This window comes from Marinobacterium sedimentorum (assembly GCF_024267675.1).
Lineage (GTDB): Bacteria > Pseudomonadota > Gammaproteobacteria > Pseudomonadales > Balneatricaceae > Marinobacterium_A > Marinobacterium_A sedimentorum.
In genome coordinates this window covers 58,371-76,397 of record NZ_JALDYX010000016.1, presented here as the reverse complement: position 1 = coordinate 76,397, position 18,027 = coordinate 58,371, and the positions used below count along the sequence as shown (strand labels likewise).

At 58.7% G+C, this 18,027-nt stretch carries 16 protein-coding genes and 1 pseudogene; 11 read left to right on the top strand and 6 right to left on the bottom strand.

The annotated features are described in order from the left end of the window. Positions 1-440: 440 nt before the first annotated feature. The 5 genes from MRS74_RS14310 (at position 441) to MRS74_RS14290 (ending at position 5,234) form a co-directional block, all read left to right on the top strand. Positions 441-1,265: a formate/nitrite transporter family protein gene (locus tag MRS74_RS14310; protein ID WP_254580953.1), complete on the top strand. Its 825-nt coding sequence runs from the start codon at positions 441-443 to the stop codon at positions 1,263-1,265. Between the two features lie 51 nt (positions 1,266-1,316). Continuing rightward, positions 1,317-3,035 (top strand): bifunctional protein-serine/threonine kinase/phosphatase, encoded by a 1,719-nt coding sequence (locus MRS74_RS14305; protein ID WP_254580952.1) that lies wholly within the window; start codon positions 1,317-1,319, stop codon positions 3,033-3,035. A gap of 69 nt (positions 3,036-3,104) precedes the next feature. Continuing rightward, complete coding sequence (cynS, locus tag MRS74_RS14300) at positions 3,105-3,554, top strand: cyanase (RefSeq protein ID WP_254580951.1); 450 nt, start codon at positions 3,105-3,107, stop codon at positions 3,552-3,554. A gap of 137 nt (positions 3,555-3,691) precedes the next feature. Further along, positions 3,692-4,453 (top strand): sulfite exporter TauE/SafE family protein, encoded by a 762-nt coding sequence (locus MRS74_RS14295; RefSeq protein ID WP_254580950.1) that lies wholly within the window; start codon positions 3,692-3,694, stop codon positions 4,451-4,453. Between the two features lie 148 nt (positions 4,454-4,601). Next, positions 4,602-5,234 (top strand): type 1 periplasmic-binding domain-containing protein, encoded by a 633-nt coding sequence (locus tag MRS74_RS14290; protein WP_254580949.1) that lies wholly within the window; start codon positions 4,602-4,604, stop codon positions 5,232-5,234. A 17-nt stretch (positions 5,235-5,251) separates the two neighbouring features. Here MRS74_RS14290 and MRS74_RS14285 read toward each other — a convergent pair whose 3' ends face one another. The 3 genes and pseudogenes from MRS74_RS14285 to MRS74_RS14275 form a co-directional block, all read right to left on the bottom strand. Continuing rightward, complete coding sequence (locus MRS74_RS14285; protein WP_254580948.1) at positions 5,252-6,073, bottom strand: LysR family transcriptional regulator; 822 nt, start codon at positions 6,071-6,073, stop codon at positions 5,252-5,254. A 264-nt stretch (positions 6,074-6,337) separates the two neighbouring features. Next, the gene (locus MRS74_RS14280; RefSeq protein WP_254580947.1) at positions 6,338-7,534 is read right to left on the bottom strand and encodes an MFS transporter; all 1,197 of its coding nucleotides are present in this window, start codon (positions 7,532-7,534) and stop codon (positions 6,338-6,340) included. Beyond that, positions 7,527-8,614: pseudogene (locus tag MRS74_RS14275) on the bottom strand (alkene reductase). Before MRS74_RS14275 ends, MRS74_RS14280 begins: the two are co-directional and overlap by 8 nt. 389 nt (positions 8,615-9,003) lie before the next feature. Here MRS74_RS14275 and MRS74_RS14270 point away from each other — a divergent pair. Together MRS74_RS14270 and MRS74_RS14265 are read left to right on the top strand one after the other, a co-directional pair. Further along, on the top strand, positions 9,004-9,414 hold the full coding sequence (locus tag MRS74_RS14270; protein ID WP_254580946.1) for a hypothetical protein: 411 nt from the start codon (positions 9,004-9,006) through the stop codon (positions 9,412-9,414). A 123-nt stretch (positions 9,415-9,537) separates the two neighbouring features. Further along, positions 9,538-10,242 (top strand): glutathione S-transferase N-terminal domain-containing protein, encoded by a 705-nt coding sequence (locus MRS74_RS14265; RefSeq protein WP_254580945.1) that lies wholly within the window; start codon positions 9,538-9,540, stop codon positions 10,240-10,242. Between the two features lie 52 nt (positions 10,243-10,294). On the opposite strand, the gene MRS74_RS14260 is transcribed toward MRS74_RS14265, so the two are convergent. After that, the gene (locus MRS74_RS14260) at positions 10,295-10,477 is read right to left on the bottom strand and encodes a hypothetical protein (protein WP_254580944.1); all 183 of its coding nucleotides are present in this window, start codon (positions 10,475-10,477) and stop codon (positions 10,295-10,297) included. Between the two features lie 174 nt (positions 10,478-10,651). Next, positions 10,652-11,536 (bottom strand): LysR substrate-binding domain-containing protein, encoded by an 885-nt coding sequence (locus MRS74_RS14255; RefSeq protein ID WP_254580943.1) that lies wholly within the window; start codon positions 11,534-11,536, stop codon positions 10,652-10,654. A 94-nt stretch (positions 11,537-11,630) separates the two neighbouring features. Between MRS74_RS14255 and MRS74_RS14250 the strand changes: the two genes are divergently transcribed. The 3 genes from MRS74_RS14250 (at position 11,631) to codB (ending at position 15,955) form a co-directional block, all read left to right on the top strand. Further along, on the top strand, positions 11,631-12,608 hold the full coding sequence (locus MRS74_RS14250) for a YeiH family protein (protein WP_254580942.1): 978 nt from the start codon (positions 11,631-11,633) through the stop codon (positions 12,606-12,608). 640 nt (positions 12,609-13,248) lie between these two features. After that, positions 13,249-14,529 carry an amidohydrolase family protein gene (locus tag MRS74_RS14245; RefSeq protein ID WP_254580941.1) on the top strand — a complete coding sequence of 427 codons (1,281 nt, stop codon included), beginning with the start codon at positions 13,249-13,251 and terminating at the stop codon, positions 14,527-14,529. A 124-nt stretch (positions 14,530-14,653) separates the two neighbouring features. Further along, positions 14,654-15,955, top strand: coding sequence for a cytosine permease (gene codB / locus MRS74_RS14240; RefSeq protein ID WP_254580940.1), 1,302 nt, complete (start codon positions 14,654-14,656; stop codon positions 15,953-15,955). A 148-nt stretch (positions 15,956-16,103) separates the two neighbouring features. Here codB and MRS74_RS14235 read toward each other — a convergent pair whose 3' ends face one another. After that, positions 16,104-17,009, bottom strand: a complete 906-nt coding sequence (locus tag MRS74_RS14235) for a LysR family transcriptional regulator (protein WP_254580939.1) — start codon at positions 17,007-17,009, stop codon at positions 16,104-16,106. A gap of 108 nt (positions 17,010-17,117) precedes the next feature. On the opposite strand from MRS74_RS14235, the gene MRS74_RS14230 reads away from it, so the two are divergent. After that, complete coding sequence (locus MRS74_RS14230; RefSeq protein WP_254580938.1) at positions 17,118-17,984, top strand: pirin family protein; 867 nt, start codon at positions 17,118-17,120, stop codon at positions 17,982-17,984. The last annotated feature ends 43 nt before the right edge of the window (positions 17,985-18,027 follow it).

Here is an 18,027-nt window from a genome sequence, read left to right as displayed (position 1 = left end):
CAAAACTACCGAGCCTCCGAGGCTTTCAATATCGACTTTGACTCAAGCCACTGCAGCTATTTCGCTCCGTTTCGGTGCGGGTGTTTAATTAATCGCACTGTCCGAACGCACGCTTTAAAGGCTAATACGGGCCCTGATCGCCTTGTTCATGCGTCAATAAACCTCGCAGGACGGTATTAATCCGATAAAAACAAAACCAGGCACGACTATTGCTTTGAACAAATGGCTTTTAATTAATTATCGTTTGGCCGACTCGGGCCTTTACAAACTGAGTAATAGACGGACAACGGCGTCCTCACTGATCTGTTTCTGCAGAGCGGTTGTGGTCGCCTTTTTTTCGCCTGCGCAAAACAGGGAAGGATTGCAGCTGTAAAGCATGCCTGAACAGGGCCGGTACCAAATGAATAGTTACAAAATTATCGCTGAATGAGGCAATAGATATGGCTTATCTGGTTCCGTCTGAATTTGTGACAAAGATGGTCGATGCCGGTGAATCCAAGATTCACATGTCGACTCGCGATACCCTGATCAGGGCCTATATGGCCGGGGCCATTCTGGCGCTGGCAGCGGTGTTCGCCATTACTGTCGCCGTGCAAACCGGTGTCTTTCTGATTGGCGCCATCCTGTTCCCGGTGGGTTTCTGCATGCTCTACCTGATGGGTTTTGACCTGCTCACCGGGGTCTTCATGCTGACACCGCTGGCCTGGCTGGATCGGCGCCCGGGAGTCACCGTTCAGGGCATCCTCAGAAACTGGGGTCTGGTGTTCCTGGGTAACTTTGCCGGCGCGCTGACAGTTGCCTTCATGATGTCCTACATCTTCACTTACGGCTACAACGCCGATGGCGGCGCGATCGCCGAAAAGGTCGCGGGTATTGGCAAGGCGCGTACGCTGGGTTATGCCGAGTACGGTATGGATGGCTGGATCACCATCTTCATCCGCGGCATGCTGTGTAACTGGATGGTCTCCCTGGGTGTCGTCGGTGCCATGATCTCTACCCATGTCAGCGGCAAGGTGATTGCCATGTGGATGCCGATCATGCTGTTCTTCTTCATGGGCTTCGAACATTCCGTGGTCAACATGTTCCTGTTCCCGTTCAGCCTGATCATGGGCGGTGACTTCTCCATCATGGATTACTTCATCTGGAACGAAATTCCCACCGCACTGGGTAACCTGGTGGGCGGTCTGGCTTTTACCGGTCTTACTCTCTACACCACCCATGTGCGTACCGGCAAAAAACGCGCTCTGCAGCCTGTCTCTGTCTAATAGCCGCCAAGCCCCGGTCACTCATGCTGGCCGGGGCGCCGGGGAGCGCCCATGAGCAGTCGCTTAAAAGTATCCGTGGGTCAGTATGCCGATAAGGGCCGCAAGGCCTCCAATCAGGACTTTCATGGCTGTTACCTGCCCACCGAACCCTTGCTGAGTCGCAAGGGCGTGGCCTTTGCCATGGCGGACGGGATCAGCAGCAGTGAGCTGAGTCATATCGCCAGCGAAACGGCGGTAAAGAATTTCCTCGATGACTATTTCTGCACCTCGGATGCCTGGTCGGTGCAGCATTCGGTGGAGCGTGTCGTGACGGCCTGCAATGCCTGGCTGCACAGCCAAACGCTGAACAGCCCCTACCGATTCGACAAGGACCGGGGCTATGTCTGTACGCTCAGTACCCTGGTGATCAAGGCGTCCCGGGCGCATATCTTTAACGTCGGTGATACCCGTATCTACCGGCTGCACGACAAGGGTCTGGAGCAGCTGACCCATGATCACCGGCTCTGGGTGTCGCAAACCCAAAGTCACCTCAGCCGCGCGTTGGGGGTTGAAGCTCAGATCGAGCTCGATTATCAGTCACGGCCGCTCCGCCAGGGTGATATCTACCTGCTGGCGACCGATGGCGTTTACGAATACGCCGACACGGCCTTTGTGCTCAACAGTATTGCAAACAGCAGTGACCTCGATACCGCCGCCAGGCGTATCGTCGAACACGCGCTGGAACAGGGCAGTGGGGATAACCTCAGTCTTCAGATCGTGCGCATCGATGCGCTGCCAAGGCCCGGTTCAGCCTCGCTGCAGCGCGATGCAGAAGCGCTGGAGCTGCCGCCGATACTGGCGGCGGGCGCGCGTTTTGATGGTTATAAAATCCTGCGCGAGCTGCATGCCACCAGCCGCAGCCATGTCTATCTGGCGCTGGATGAGGCAACCAATAGCCGGGTAGTGCTGAAAACGCCGTCCATTGATCTGGGTGGCGACCCGGCTTATCTGGAGCGCTTTCTGATGGAGGAGTGGACGGCGCGGCGCATCAACAGTACCCATGTGCTCAAGGCTGCGCCCCAGAGCCGCCCGCGCCAGTACCTGTACACGGCGATGGAATTTATTGAAGGCCAGACGCTGAAACAGTGGCTTGTGGATAACCCCAGGCCCGGGCTTGAAACCGTGCGGGGCATAGTCGAGCAGGTCGCCCGCGGGCTGCAGGCGCTGCACCGCATGGAAATCCTGCATCAGGATCTCAAGCCCGACAACATCATGATCGACAACAGCGGCACGGTGAAAATCATCGACTTCGGCGCCGCCCGGGTGGCGGGCATTGTGGAGTCTGAGCCAGACGTGGAGCAGGATCTGATTCTGGGAACGGCACTCTATACGGCGCCGGAATATTTCATGGGGGAGGTGGGTACATCCTGCTCCGATCTGTATTCGCTGGGTGTGCTGACCTATCACATGCTGTCCGGTGATTTCCCCTACGGTACCGAGGTGTCCAAATGCAGAACCTCGGCGGCGCAGCGGCGGCTGCAGTACGCTTCGGTGCTGCATGATGAGCGGGAGATTCCCGCCTGGATCGATGAAACCCTCAAAAAGGCCGTGCATATCACTCCGTACAAGCGCTATCAGGAACTGTCGGAATTCATCGCCGACCTGCGACAGCCCAACCGGCAGTTCCTCAACCGGGCGCGGCCGCCGCTGCTGGAACGCAACCCGGTACGCTTCTGGCAAGGCGTTGCGGCCATTCTGGCCGGTATTATCGTTGTGCTTTTGCAGCGCTAATCGGGTCTGCAATTTTCTTGAGGTTATTTCAAACCCGTTCTATTTCCCTAAAGAAAAGAGGAAACAGCAATGATCAGCAATCGTGATGAAGTTACCCAGATGATTCTGAGCGCCAAGGTCGCGAAGGGCATTCAATGGAAGGATGTCGCCACGGCAATCGGCTTGTCGAAGGAGTGGACCACCGCCGCCTGCCTCGGGCAGATGACCTTTAACAAGGCGCAGGCCGAGATGGTTGGCGAGTTGTTTGGCTTGCCCGACGAAGCCGTGGCCTGGCTGCAGGTGACGCCCAGCAAGGGATCCTTGCCGACGGCGGTACCGACAGATCCGCTGATATACCGCTGGTATGAGCTGGTAAATGTATATGGCAGCACCATCAAGGAGCTGATTCATGAAGAATTTGGCGACGGCATCATGAGTGCCATCGATTTCTCGATGGACCTGCAGCGCCAGCCGGACCCCAACGGCGACCGTGTCCAGGTGGTGCTGTCGGGCAAGTTCCTGCCCTACAAATCCTACTGACAGGGCAAGCTCCCGCGGAACACTCATTAAGTTAGCATCACGCAGAGCGCCAATATTCTGCTGAGGTCTGCGCCCGCTTCGATTAGCATGGGCGGGCATTTGCGCATCAGGTTTTTACAGCAGGGCAGACTCTCTTGATGGAATTACTGGACTGGCTAAGGCCCGCTGCGCTGGAGCAGGGGCCGTTTCTTTTTCTGATCGGCCTGAGTGCCTTTACCTCGGCGATGACGGCCATGATGGGGGTGGGTGGCGGCGCGGTGCTGATCGCGGTCATGGCCAATGTACTGCCGCCCATCGCCGTGATTCCAGTGCATGGCACAGTACAGCTGGGGTCGAACCTGGGCCGGGTCTGGACCATGCAAGAGCACATTCGCTGGCCGCTGGTGGGTTGGTTTGCCCTCGGCTGTCTGGGGGGCAGCCTGCTGGGTGGGCAGATTGCGGTGAGCATTCCACCGCACTGGCTAAAGCTCATTATCGGCAGCTTTATACTCTACAGCTGCTGGCTGCCGCTGCGCACCGGACTGGCGGGCGGCAAGACCGGTGTGCTGCTGGGGGCCATCACCGCATTTGTGGCAATGTTTGTTGGCGTTACCGCCACCTTCATTATTGCCGCCCTGCGCAAGAGCCTGTCCGACCGCATGCAACTGGTCGGTACCATGGCGGCGCTGATGGCCGTGCAGCATGCCCTCAAGGCACTAGTGTTTGGTCTGTTCGGCTTCGCTTTCGCCGACTGGCTGGGGCTGGTGGTGCTGATGATCATCACCGGCTTTATGGGTACCCTTGTCGGCAAGAAAGTGCTGGATCGCATTCCCAACGAGCACTTTTCCCAGCTATTGAAGCTCACCCTGACACTGCTGGCGCTGAAACTGCTGTGGGACGGCCTGAGCCCCTGGTTATGATCTTTCGGCAGCTGTTTGTTATCCACAGTCGGCGACAGCTATGCTTTCAGGCGTGTGGACAGGGTCCTGGACGCCCTGGCGCACGCCGGCGGTGAAGGTTTCCGGCGCTGGTATGGTCGACATTGTTCTGCTGCCTGGGAAAGAACTGATGCTGAGATTAAACCGACTGCGCATGCTGCTCGTTGTGGGTTTGCTGATGGGAGCGCCAGCACTGCTCTGGGCGCACAGCTTTGATATCGCGGTGATAGCGCCCTTCTCCGGGCCTGCGGCGACGCTGGGGTCCAGCCTGTGGCAAGGCATGCGTGTGGCCACCCGTGAAGCCGATGGCCATCCGCAGGAAACATCCGATGGTCATCTGGGGGCTGTGGATTCCAATCTGCGACGGATCGACAGTCAGGCGGGGGTGGTACAGGTCGCGCAGCAACTGCGTGCGCTGGGTGAGTCTCAGGGGTTTCTTATCGCCGTGCTGGGGCCCGATCAGACCCCGATGCTTGAGGCTCTGCCAGAGGGCGTGCCTGCGGTGGTCCTGCTGGCCGCAAACGAAGATGCCCCGGCGCCCAATCATTTCACGCCGCCGGCCTTGTCCGCAGCATCAAGGCTCGCCTTCGGTGATGCTTATAGCCAGTTCTACGGCAGTGCTCCGGATACGGTCGCGCAGCGCGGCTATGCCATTGCCCGTCTGATCGATATAGCCGTGCGCCCGACCGACGGTCACTTCAGCAACAAGGCGCTGCTGCAGCAGCAGTTTGCCGACGCGCTCTTGCTACAGCGCCAGCAATAACAACCCGGGTTAATACGTCAGTGGGGCACTATGTCGATGATAAAGTCGATAAATGCATTCACCCGTTTCGAGCCGCGCTGGTTGGGCAGGTAGAGGGCCGATATTATCGCACTGGCATTGTTGGGGGTGACCTGATAGCTGCTGAAAAGCCGTTGCAGGTGCTGGCGCTCGACATCCTGCTGAACCATCCAGTCGGACAGGAGGGCGACACCGGCATCTGCCAGGGCGATTTCGCGCAGCATTTCGGCATTGTTGCTCTTGGAGCGCAGGCATTCATGCTCTCGCAGATCCTGTGGCTGTTCAGGGTAACCGTGCTGTTCGAGATAGGCAGGGCTGGCGACCACCCAGCGCTGGAATTGCCCGATCGTTCGGCTTACGACACCGTCCATGGGGGCGACCGAGCCCAGCCGGATAGACAGGTCGATGCTGTCCGCGAACTGATCACTGATACTGTCGGTGAGGGTCAGGTCCAGCTCTATTGCGGGGTAGCGAGCCAGAAAGACGCCAATGTGCGGTCCGATCTGACTGCGGCCAAAGGCCGCGGGTACCGACACTCGCAGTGGACCTGAAGGTTCGTCGCCACTATCCCTGACGAGGGCATCGGCATCGGCAAGGTCGTCCAGTATCCGGCATGCGTGCTGGTAGTAGGCTGCACCCGCTTCGGTGACGGTAACCTGGCGTGTTGAGCGGTTGAGTAGCGCGGTCTCTAGCTGGGACTCCAGCGCGCTCACCATACGGGTCACCGATGAGGTTGCCAGGCCCAGGCGGCGGGCGGCGGATGAAAAACCCCGGGCCTCCACGGTGGCAATAAACATTCTGAGTGCGAGTAACTTGTCCATCTAGTGTACTGGTGCACTCTTGATGGTGCTTTAGAACGCGCTCATTTTTTCGCCAGTCAAGGCGTGAGGCGGAGTCATAGTGGGGCTACGGCGACAACGAACAACGCAGGATGGCGGAAAAAGGGGCCGTTATAATCTTCATATAGCGTGCAACAGTACACTAGGTCCTTTTATTGGGTCACCGCTGTCAGGACGGCGCGACGCCTTGCTAAAAGCCGGGCTCTAACGGGCCAGCCACGGCGGCATTGGCATCCAGCCATCATATTACCGCCTGCTGTGAAACAGAAATGCGATCAGCGCGGCCGCGCTTATCCCGGCACCCAGTAAGGCGATGGCGGGCCAGCCGGCTGCAGTATAGAGGGCGCCGGCCAGTGCCGACCCTGCGGCACCGCCGATGAAGATGCTCGTCATGTAAAGGGCATTCAGGCGGGCACCGCTTTTCGGCTCCAGCCCGTAGATTTCCCGTTGGCCCAGCACCATGTTCATCTGCACACTAAAATCGACCAGAATTCCCGTGATAGCGAGTCCCGCCAGGCTGTATCCCGGCTCGGTTACCCCGACAAGAAATGCCACCAGTGCAATCAGCATGGCCATGGCGGTGGCTTTGCGGGTATGGCCGGCATCGGCCAGGCGGCCCGCCAAAGGCGCGGACAAGGCTCCGATGGCACCAACCAGCGCAAAGATGCCGATGGCCGTCTGGGACAGCCCCAGGTGCAGTGACAATTCCAGTGGCACCGCCGTCCAGAACAGGCTGAAACCGGCAAACATCAGTGCTTGATAAAGGGCGCGTCGGCGCAGCACCGGATAGGTGGCCAGGAGCCCTGCGAGTGATTTCAGTAACTGTGCGTAGCTGGCGCGGTGATCGGGCTTATGCCTTGGCAGCGTCAGAATCATGACCAGCATGATTGCCAGCATCAGCACGGCGGCTGCAATGTAAACGGTGCGCCATCCATAGTGATCCGCTACCAGGCTGGCGATGGGTCTGGCGAGCAAGATCCCCAGTAGCAACCCTGCCATGATGTTCCCGACAACCTTGCCGCGCGACGCCGCAGGCGCCAGGTATGCGGCCAGTGGGATGAGCATCTGCACCGACACGGAACTGAGGCCGATCATCAAGGACAGCAGCAGAAAGGGGCCTGGCTGCTGGCTGACGGCTGCCAGGGCCAGGCTGACCGCCGAGATCAGCACTGTCACGATCATGAGTCGGCGGTTTTCAACCAGATCGGCCAGCGGAACGAGTAGCAATAGTCCCAGGGCGTAGCCGATCTGTGTCAGTGAAACGACCAGGCCGGCTTCGGCTGTGGTCAACCCTACGGATTGGGCAATCAGCCCGATAATGGGTTGGGCATAGTAAAGGTTGGCGGCGATGGCGCCACAGCAAACCGCAAAGAGCAGCACCAGCCCCTGGGTTAATAGCGTATTCGGCGAAGTGTTCGGCGCAGTAATCGTCCTGTTAGTCACCTGACTGTTCCTCCGATGTATGGGTCAGGGGGGCGCTTGCCGTCGGGTAGTCGATATAGCCCCGTGCATCGCCACCGAAGAACAGGCTGTCATCGGCCGCCGCTATGGCGAAGCCCTGACGAAAGCGTGCCGGCAGATCGGGGTTGCTGATAAAAGGCCGACCAAAGGCAATGATATCGGCCCTGCCGGCGGACAGTGCCGCTTCAGCGCCCTGCTGGTCGTAGCCGCCGGCAATCATCAGCACACCGCTAAATCGTGCGCGTAGCGCCTGCATGATTTCATCCCAGGCCGGATCGACGGCTTCATCCCGCACCGTGCCCACCATTGCGGGTTCTACCAGGTGCAGGTAAGCCAGCCCCAAGGTATTGAGCTGCTCGGCGATATAGCCGAAGGTTTTGATCGGCGTGCTGTCACCCATGCCCATGAAACGCCCCATCGGTGTGAGGCGTACCCCAACCCGACGCGCACCAATCTCTTCGCTGACGGCGGCGACGACTTCCAGCAGCAGGCGGGCACGGTTTTCGATGCTGGCGCCGTAACGGTCTTCCCGGTGGTTGCTGTTACTGTTGATGAACTGATCCAGCAAGTAACCGTTGCCGGCATGGATCTCGATCCCATCCATGCCGGCTTCCATGGCGTTTCTGGCAGCCTGACGGAAATCCTGAATGATGGACTGGATCGCATCGATGGACAGCGCCTGGGGCACCGGCACATCGCCCCAGACGCCGTTGCCGGATTCATCAATAATGAAGGTTTTACCCGGCACCGGCAGCGCGCTGGGAGCGACAGGCAAGGCGCCACCTGGCTGGAAAACGGGATGGGATACACGCCCGACATGCCATAACTGCATGAAGATGTGCCCGTTTTCGCTGTCACCGCTTCACTGACGGCTTTCCAGCCGGCAATTTGTTCCTGGCTGTGGATACCGGGTGTCCAGGCATAGCCCTGGCCTTGCTGGGATATCTGCGTGGCTTCAGTGATGATCAGCGCGGCACCTGCGCGTTGGCGGTAGTACTCCACATTCATCGCCGTGGGAATATTGCCGGGCTGCCCGGCCCGGGAACGGGTCAGTGGGGCCATGGCGATGCGGTGCGCAAGTTCGATGTCGCCCAGCTGGATGGCGGAAAAAAGCGTCATGTCAGTGTCTCCTCTCAGAGGCGGGATAACAGGGGGATTGCCTGCAGACGAATTCAGCAGAGCAATTTACAGGGCTAGACTAGGGTTTCAGGGGAGCTGGGAGAATCGGGCGCTGGTGCAAATGGCTATTGCGTAAAACGCAACAGCGGCACTGTGATGGGGTGAGGGCGGTGGAACGGCGTGCAGCACTGGCTATACTCGCCGTGTCTTCGCGCAGCAGACCTGCGGCTGTTATCCTGATCAGGTTTTCGCCAGCATGAGGTCACATCGTGGGACAGAATAATTCGGGCGCAGAGGGCGCTGCTCGCTGGTCGTATAATCTCAGGAGTCTGGTGACACTGAGTGATAACAAGCGCCCCTGGAGTTTTCTGGTGATGGTGGCCCTGTCGGTGGGCCTGCCCGTCGGGATGGGAGCCTGGCGTGATCAGTTTGCACTGGGGATTCTGGGCGGTATGGGCGGTATGGGCGGGCTGGTCATGCTGTACATGCCGCAGACGTCGACGCCCCATCGGCTGACTACGCTGGGGCTGTGCGCCTTTGGATTTTCCGTCAGTTTTACCCTGGGCCTGGCCGCCTTTTTTGCAACCATCGTCAGTCGCCATTTTGCCATGCCGCCGCCCGGCAGTTTCTTCTTTGTGCTCGTTGCCTGTCTGGGCCGAACCCTGCCCTTCGATCTGTCGCTGGCGCCGGCAAGATCGTACGGCTTGAATGCTATTATATTGCAACACCGCCGCCGCATTTGAAGTAAGGGCTGGCGTTCAGAAAATGGCGGGGCTGTGGCATATTGTCACCGGCGCTGCTGGCAGGACGTTACTGTTGGCGCTCTGTCGTTACCTCTATGTACACAAGACAAAAGGAATTCATCGATGACCGATCTTTCCGCTTTTGCCGTGACCCGCAAGTGGCCCGCCCGTCAGCCGGAGCGGCTGCAGCTGTATTCGCTGCCGACGCCGAACGGGGTCAAGGTTTCCATCATGCTGGAGGAAACCGGCGTGGCCTACGAGGCGCATCGGGTGGATTTTGCCGCTAATGATCAGCTGTCGCCGGAGTTTTTGTCACTTAGTCCCAACAACAAGATCCCGGCAATTCTGGATCCGCAGGGGCCGGGCGGCAAGCCTCTGGCGCTGTTCGATTCCGGTGCCATCCTCGTCTATCTTGCCGACAAGACCGGGCAGCTGTTGCCTGAAGATCCCGCCGAGCGCTACGTGGCGCTGCAGTGGCTGATGTTCCAGATGGGAGGCATCGGGCCCATGTTCGGCCAGGTTGGTTTCTTTAATCGTTTTGCCGGCAAGAATTATGACGACAAGCGTCCACGGGATCGCTACGTGGCCGAGTCCAGGCGTCTGCTCGCGGTGCTGAATCAGCGGCTGCAGGGGCGTGAATGGATATTGGGCGACAGCTATTCCATCGTCGATATCGCCACTTTTCCCTGGGTGCGTAACCTGATCGGCTTCTATGAAGCGGGGGATCTGGTGGGCATTGGCGACTTTCCTGAGGTCACCCGCGTGCTGGATACCTTTCTGGCGCGCCCTGCGGTGCAGCGAGGACTGATGATACCCGCAGCGCCTTAACGGCTTGAGCCTGGTGGAATTGCGAAGTCTGAGGCAGGTGCCGCAGCCTTTCTCAGGCCGAAATCAGCAGCTCATGGCCGATAACTTCCTTGATAATGGGGTAGGGGACTTTGTATTTTTTGCCATCGTACTTGATGACGGCATAGTCCGGACACATGCTAATGACGGTGCAGTTAACGACTTTCTTGCCATCGGTGATGCGTACGATATTAAAATTTCGAAGAATTACAGCCAAGATCATCACCTTTTTGGTTAGGGTATGCCGTGCATTTTTAAAACGAATAGCTGAGCCTGTGGCAGCAACCATGTTAGCACTGTTGTAACGGGTAACAGCCTGGCCTTGCTGCGCTCAGGTTTCAAGGCACAGGCTCGTGTTTGGTGACCATTCTATGTGAGGGGGCGGTGTCTTTTACTCCGCCTCAGGCGGCGTCCTGAGTTGCTGTAACAGCGCCTGAATCAGGGCGTTGTCGCGGTTTTCCGGTGAGCAGACCCAGGCAAAGCGCCGGGTCAGGTTGAGCGAGGTTTCCAGCCGTACCAGCTGGCCGGCGGCCACCTCATCGGCGATGGTCAGGCTCGACAGGCAGCCGATGCCCAACCCCGCCCGTACGGACTGCTTGATGGCTTCGTGACGTGTCAGTTCCAGGGCTATGCGGGGCCTGAGGCCCTGGGCCTGCAGGGCGGCATCCAGCACCGCGCGGGTACCGGAGCCCGCCTCGCGCACTATCCAATCCTGAGTCTCCAGGGTGCGGGTATCCAGTGGGCTCTTGCGGGCCAGTGGATGTTCGGGCGCACAGAAAACCACCAGACTATCCGAGCGCCAGGGCACTATATCGAGGCTGGGGTGCAGGGCCGGGCCCTCGATCATGCCCAGCTGTGCCTGGCCTTTTTCGAGCCGGCTCAAAACGCCCTCGGTGTTGGTGATTTCCAGCTTGGCGTCGGCTTCTGGATGCTGGCGGCAAAACTGGGCAATCATATTGGGCAGCAGGTAACTGGCGATGGTGACACTGGCGGCGATGCGCAGGGTACCGGCGATACGGCGATCGTCCGGCTGGGTCAGGCTGTCGCTCAGGCTGAGAATCTGCCGCACACGGGGCAGAATGGCCTGGCCGGCCTCGGTGACCACCAGTTCGCGCCCGATGCGATCCAGTACCTTGTAGCCCAGGGCGCGCTCCAGCTCCTTGATCGCCTGGCTGGCGGCGGACTGGCTGATGGCCTGCTCCTCCGCCGCCAGTCCGAGTCGGCCCAGGCGCACTGTGGCTTCAAACAGATGCAGCTGACGCAGGCTTATATTCATCGGTTTTTCTTAAGTTATATGTAAGTACAATCCAATATACTTACAGTTAGGTCGATTATAAAGTCCTCTCTAATTGGAATAAGGGGACCAGGCCATGCTCATTCGACTGTTACTTATCGCCATTGCTGCCACGGCGCTGGCCCAAACCGAGTCGTTCAGCGCCATCGGGCTCAGCGCGCTGCCGCTGGCGATCCTGATGGGCATTACGTATGGCAATGTCGCCAGGCCCGCAAATAGCGGCCGGGATGCCACCGTACTGGCGTTCAGCCAGCAAAAACTGCTGCGCCTGGGCATTATTCTGTTTGGCTTTAACCTCAGTTTTCAGCAGATTGCCGCGGTCGGGTATCAGGCGATTCTGCTCGACATGATCGTGATTACTGTAGTGCTGTCGATGGGTATTTTTATCGGCATTCGGCTGTTCGGGCTGCCACGGGAGATCGCAATACTGACGTCGGTGGGCAGCGCGATCTGCGGCGCCGCCGCCATCATGGCAACGGAGCCGGTGATTCGTGCCAAGGAGCAGGATGTGACTGTGGCCGTGGCAACAGTGGTGCTCTTCGGCACCCTGGCGATGTTCAGCTACCCGGTGATTTACAGTTTTGCTGGTATGGAGCCGTCTCTTTTTGGCATCTATATCGGCAGTACGGTGCATGAAGTCGCCCAGGCGGTGGCGGCGGGCCAGTCCATTGGCGGCGAGGCCATGCAGAATGCCGTGGTCGCCAAGCTGATCCGGGTGATGCTGCTGGCGCCGGTGGTGATTGCCCTGGGCAGTCTTTATTTCCGACGTGCCGCTGGCAACCGCGAGCGCCAACCCGTGCCCATTCCCTGGTTCGTCTTCGGGTTTATTGCCACGGCGGCCCTGAACAGCGTGCTGACCCTGCCGACTCTTGTGCTGGAAGTCTTGCAACTGGCATCTCAGCTGAGTCTGGCCATCGCCATGGCGGCACTGGGGATCAAGACCCGCTGGGCTACTATTCGCCAGGCGGGTATCAAACCGCTGGCCCTGTCGCTGGTGCTTTTTGTGGTGCTGATGCTGGGCGGTTTTGGTTTGAACCTGTTGTTTTACGGCTGATGCCTTGCCGGGCGCCCGGTACATATTCGTGACAGGCGGATGCAATATCGGGCCGCGAAAGGCTGGCGGAGAATCAGGCATAACAGTGGTTGACCAGATGGTAAAAATGCTGCTATGTTTCTAGTCTCACAGCCTGCATACAATAATAAAAGGTTCTGAACATGGTGAGCATTCTCATGCAATATCATGCCTCCTGCTGCCGTCATTCATGCCAGAGGCTGCAGGCACGACCCCTGGGCACTTGTCATTTAGTGACCCTGCTTCTGACGCTGCCCTTCGCCTTGATAACCCTGTTATACGCCCTGATGACGCAAAGCCTGTCTTTTCTCGGTGCAACCTGTGCCCGACATTTTCACGTGATACCCCCCTCGCTGCTGTCCATCTATCTGTTCAACCAGAAGCAAACCAAGCTGTTTACCCTCGTTAACGCCTGAGCGCCCGCTCACACCTTCACCTGCTTTTTAGCCTGCCTTTTCGCTTTTTTGCGTTGATTCTATATTGCCTGGTTTTTATTGGGCAATGGATTAACAGCGGCGGGCTCGATCTTATTGTTTGAATACCGCTGTCGGCAGACCTTATATTTGAGTCTGTTTGCGGTCGCGTATTTAAACAACATCCGGTTTATAGAGAGGATTAAAGCATGCTGGATATGCTCGTGCGTAATGTGAACCTGCCCGATGGTCGCAAGGGCATTGATATTGCCATCAAGGACAAGCTTATTGTCGAAATGGCCCCCGCCATCCAGGCGTCGGCCGTTATCGAGATTGATGGCCAGGGTCAGCTGGCATCGCCGCCCTTCGTGGACAGCCACTTTCATATGGATTCGGCTCTGAGCCTGGGCCAGCCGCGGCTGAACGCCAGCGGCACCCTGCTGGAGGGCATCTCCATCTGGGGGGAGCTCAAGCCGGATCTGACCGTGGAGGCCATCAAGGCACGGGCGCTGGAGATGTGCCGCTGGTCCATTGCCCGTGGCACCCTCGCCATTCGCAGCCATGTGGATATCTGCGATGACCGCCTGCTGGCGGTGGAGGCCCTGCTGGAAGTACGACAGCAGATGAAGCCTTATATAGACCTGCAGCTGGTGGCTTTCCCCCAGGATGGTTACTACCGTTACCCGCCCTCCCATGAAAACCTGCTGCGGGCGCTGGACAAGGGCGTTGATGTGGTGGGTGGTATTCCCCATTTTGAGCGCACCATGGCAGACGGCTCCGCCTCCATCCGGGCGCTGTGCGAGATCGCCGAGCGCCGCGGGCTGCGCGTCGACATGCACTGCGATGAATCGGACGACCCGTTGTCGCGGCACATCGAAGTGCTGGCCGCAGAAACCCAGCGCCTGGGGCTGAACGGGCGGGTTTGTGGCTCCCATCTAACCTCGATGCACTCCATGGACAACTACTACGTCAGCAAGCTGTTGCCGCTGATACGCGAAGCCGGTGTGCACGCCATTGCCAACCCCTTGATCAATATCACCCTGCAAGGTCGGCATGACACTTATCCCAAGCGCCGCGGCATGACCCGGGTGCCGGAAATGCTGGCGGCGGGGATTAACGTCGCCTTCGGCCACGATTGCGTTATGGATCCCTGGTACAGCTACGGCACCCACGACATGCTGGATGTGGCCCATATGGGGGCGCACGTTGCCCAGATGACGGGCTTGAAGCAGATGCAGCAGGCCTATGAGGCGGTGACGGCAAACGGTGCCCGGGTGCTGGGGCTGGAAAACTACGGTCTGGAGGTGGGCAAGCCCGCCGATATGGTGATTCTGCAGGCCCGCAGTGTGGTCGAGGCGCTGCAACTGAGGCCCGCACGGCTGTTCATCATCCGCCGCGGCGAGGTCATCGCCAAAACACCGCCGACTCGCACCCAGGTGATGCTGGGTGAGGGGGAGGCTGAGGTCAGTTTTTCGAGAGGCCTGTTTTAGAAACCGGCAATTATCTGCCGGGTTGATTCCGAGCCAGGCCTATTTAAATAAAGTGCAATAAGAACCCCGCTGGTGCCGTCGCTAATAAGCGGTGGTACCCATTATCCCAACAGGAGACATTCCAATGTCTGAACAGCAAGAAAATAAAAACTATGCTGCTGCACATGATGACTATGCATTAACCCCGGTTCCCGAAAACGCCCGTCGCGGCCTGCTGTCCATGTCGGCGGTGATGCTGGGCTTTACCTTTTTCGCCGCCAGCATGTGGACCGGCGGAACCCTGGGGCAGGGCTTTAAACTCTGGCCGGATCTGATTATCGTCATCCTGGCCGGCAACCTGATACTGGGGGGCTATGGCGCGCTTCTGGGATATGCGGCGGCGAAAACCAATCTCTCCACCCATATTCTTTCCAGGTACGCCTTTGGCAGTTTCGGCTCCAAACTGCCCTCCATGATGCTGGCGATTACCCAGATCGGCTGGTTTGGCGTCGGTGTGGCAATGTTTGCCTATCCCATTAACAAGTTTATGGATATTCCCAACCTGCCGCTGATCCTGGGCGGCGGCATAGTGATGACCTACACCGTGGTGGTGGGGTTCAAGGCGATCGAATGGCTTAGCGCCATTGCCGTGCCCGCCATCCTGATTCTGGGCTTTACCTCCGTTGCCACGGCGATTTCCGATACCGAGGGCGGCCTGGATACGTTGATGAACCTGAATCCGGTGGAGAACATGAGCATGGCGGTGGGTATTGCGCTGGCGGTCGGCTCCTTTATCAGTGGCGCAACCCTGACGCCGGATTTTGTGCGCTATGCCAGAACGCGGCGCGTCGGCGTGATCGCGACCATTATCGGTTTCACCTTCGGTAACAGCCTGATGTTTATCTTTGGCGCCGTGGGGGCCACGGCTACGGGCATGTCCGATATCGCCGAAGTGCTGGCACAGCAGGGCCTGCTGGGCGCAGGAATAGCGTTATTGGTGCTGAATATCTGGACCACCAATGACAATGCCCTTTACGCCGCTGGCCTGGGGCTGACCAATATCACCGGCCTGAAACGGGTGCATCTGGTACTGGCGGCCGGCGCCGTGGGCACCATTCTGGCGGACTTCCTGTACAACAATTTCGTCAGCTGGCTGGTGTTCCTGAGTGTGTCCCTGCCACCGATTGGCGGCATCATCATTAGCGACTTCTACCTGCGCTGCAAAGCCCGGTACCCGGACCCGGCACAATACGCCTTCAAGCATATCAACTGGGCCGCGATGGCCGCCTGGGCCACGGCCATCTGTGTCTCGGTGATCTCGCCTGCGGACGGTATTTTCAGCATCGCACCGCTGAATGCGATTATCACCGCCATGCTCGCTTATGTGCTGTTTTACAAGCTGATCTACCGCAAAGAAGGCGCTGCTCTGAGTCGCAGTTATCCGTAGATAACATTCGTAAAGAAGAGAAGGGGGCCGGCGTGGGCGCATAGCTCGCGCCTGCTGTACCCCGTTTTGCTTCTATTTTCGAGAGCGCTGTTGGGTGGCAGCTATTGCATAAGCCCCCAGGGTTCAGCAGGGCTCGGACCTTAAGCTGTCAGTCTTCTTCCAGTGCTTTAAAGCGTTGCTCCAGATAGTCGATCAGCTTCCTGATGGACGGCAGCAAGCCGCGTCGCGAGGGGAAAACGGCGTGTATGATTTCCCGGCGCGGTGCCCAATCCGGCACCAGCTTGATTAGCGTGCCCTGTGCGAGCTGCTTCTGCAAGATCATGGTCGGGAGTTGCACCACCCCTACGCCTCCAATCGCCGCGCTGCGCAGAGCGTACATGTCAGTCGTAACATAACGCGGCCTATGGGGAATCATTGCATGGGCGCCATCCGGGCACGACAGGCTCCAGACATGATCCTGCTGCGGCGTTCCCAAGCCAAGGCTGGGCAATTCACTCAAGCCGGCGGGCGATTGAGGAGCGGGGTGGCGCGCAAGCAGCGAAGGGCTCGCCACCAGTGACTGGCTTCGGTCTGCCAGTACGTGCATGACAAGGTCACTGCTTTTGATGGGAGGCGGGCGTACCCGTATGGCCAGGTCGATGGCTTCACCGACAGGGTCGACGCGACGATTTGTCGCCTCCAGGTAGATAGTGATTCCGGGGTACTGGACCATGAAGTCGGTCAGCATGGCGCTGATATGCGCATGCAGCAACGCGACCGGACAGGTCATTCGAATAACCCCCCTGGGCTCTGCCCGGGTCATGTCAATGGCTTCCTGAGCCGCATCGGCTTCGACAAGCATGGCGTTGCAGTGCGCGTAATAGGTTTGGCCGATTTCGGTCACTGAAAAATGGCGCGTGGAGCGGTTTATCAGGCGCACACCGAGGCGCTCTTCCAGCATGCAAATACGGCGACTCAACTTTGACTTGGGTATCCCCAGGGCTCTGCCGGCCGGCGCGAATCCGCCATGATCCACTACGTTTACGTAGTAGTAAAGATCGTTCAAATCCTGCATATCGTTCCTATCGTTCCCCAAACAGGACGCTGAGACTCAATTTTGGCCTCTACCCAAAGTCGGTGCGGCAATCTATTTTGTTTATCGTATCGCAACGGTGAGGTGGTCATGAAAAAAGTTCTTGGCGTATACAGTGCTCCGCGGCCGCACTGGGTTGGAGACGGTTTTCCCGTGCGGTCGTTATTTTCGTACCAGGGGTATGGCAGGCAGCTCAGCCCTTTTCTGCTGCTGGATTACGCCGGTCCTGCGCAGTTCACGCCTGCGAACCGGCCCCGGGGAGTGGGCGAACATCCCCACCGGGGCTTCGAGACGGTCACTCTGGTGTACAGCGGGGAGGTCGCGCATCGAGACTCGACCGGGCAGGGCGGTGTGATCGGCCCCGGGGATGTGCAGTGGATGACGGCAGGCTCCGGCATCCTGCATGAAGAGTTTCATTCCGAGGCCTTCAGCCGTTCCGGTGGCGCCCTGGAAATGGTGCAGCTCTGGGTGAACCTTCCGGCCCGCGACAAAATGACGGCGCCGGGCTACCAGACCATTCGTAACGACGAGATTCCCGAGGTCGCCTTGGCCGAAGGTAACGGGTCGGTACGGGTCATTGCCGGTGAATTTGCAGGCCAGGCCGGCCCTGCCCGTACCCACTCGCCGATGCATGTCTGGGATATGCGTTTATCCCAGGGCGGAAGCATTGAATTGCCGCTGCCTGAGGGATGGAACACCGCGCTGGTGGTGCTCAAAGGCTCTGTAACCCTAAATGGCAACACCGTCGTCACGGGCCCGCAGCTGGTGCTGCTGGACAACGCCGGGGATAGCCTGGTGCTGGACGCGACGGTCGACTCAGTGATGGTGCTATTGAGTGGCGAGCCGATAGACGAGCCGATTGTGGGCTATGGCCCCTTCGTCATGAACACCCAGGACGAGATTAGCCAGGCTATCGCCGACATCAATAACGGTCGCTTCGGCCAGATTGCCCCCTGACAGTCTGCTAACGGTGTACAGAAACAGGCATTCGGCATTAGCG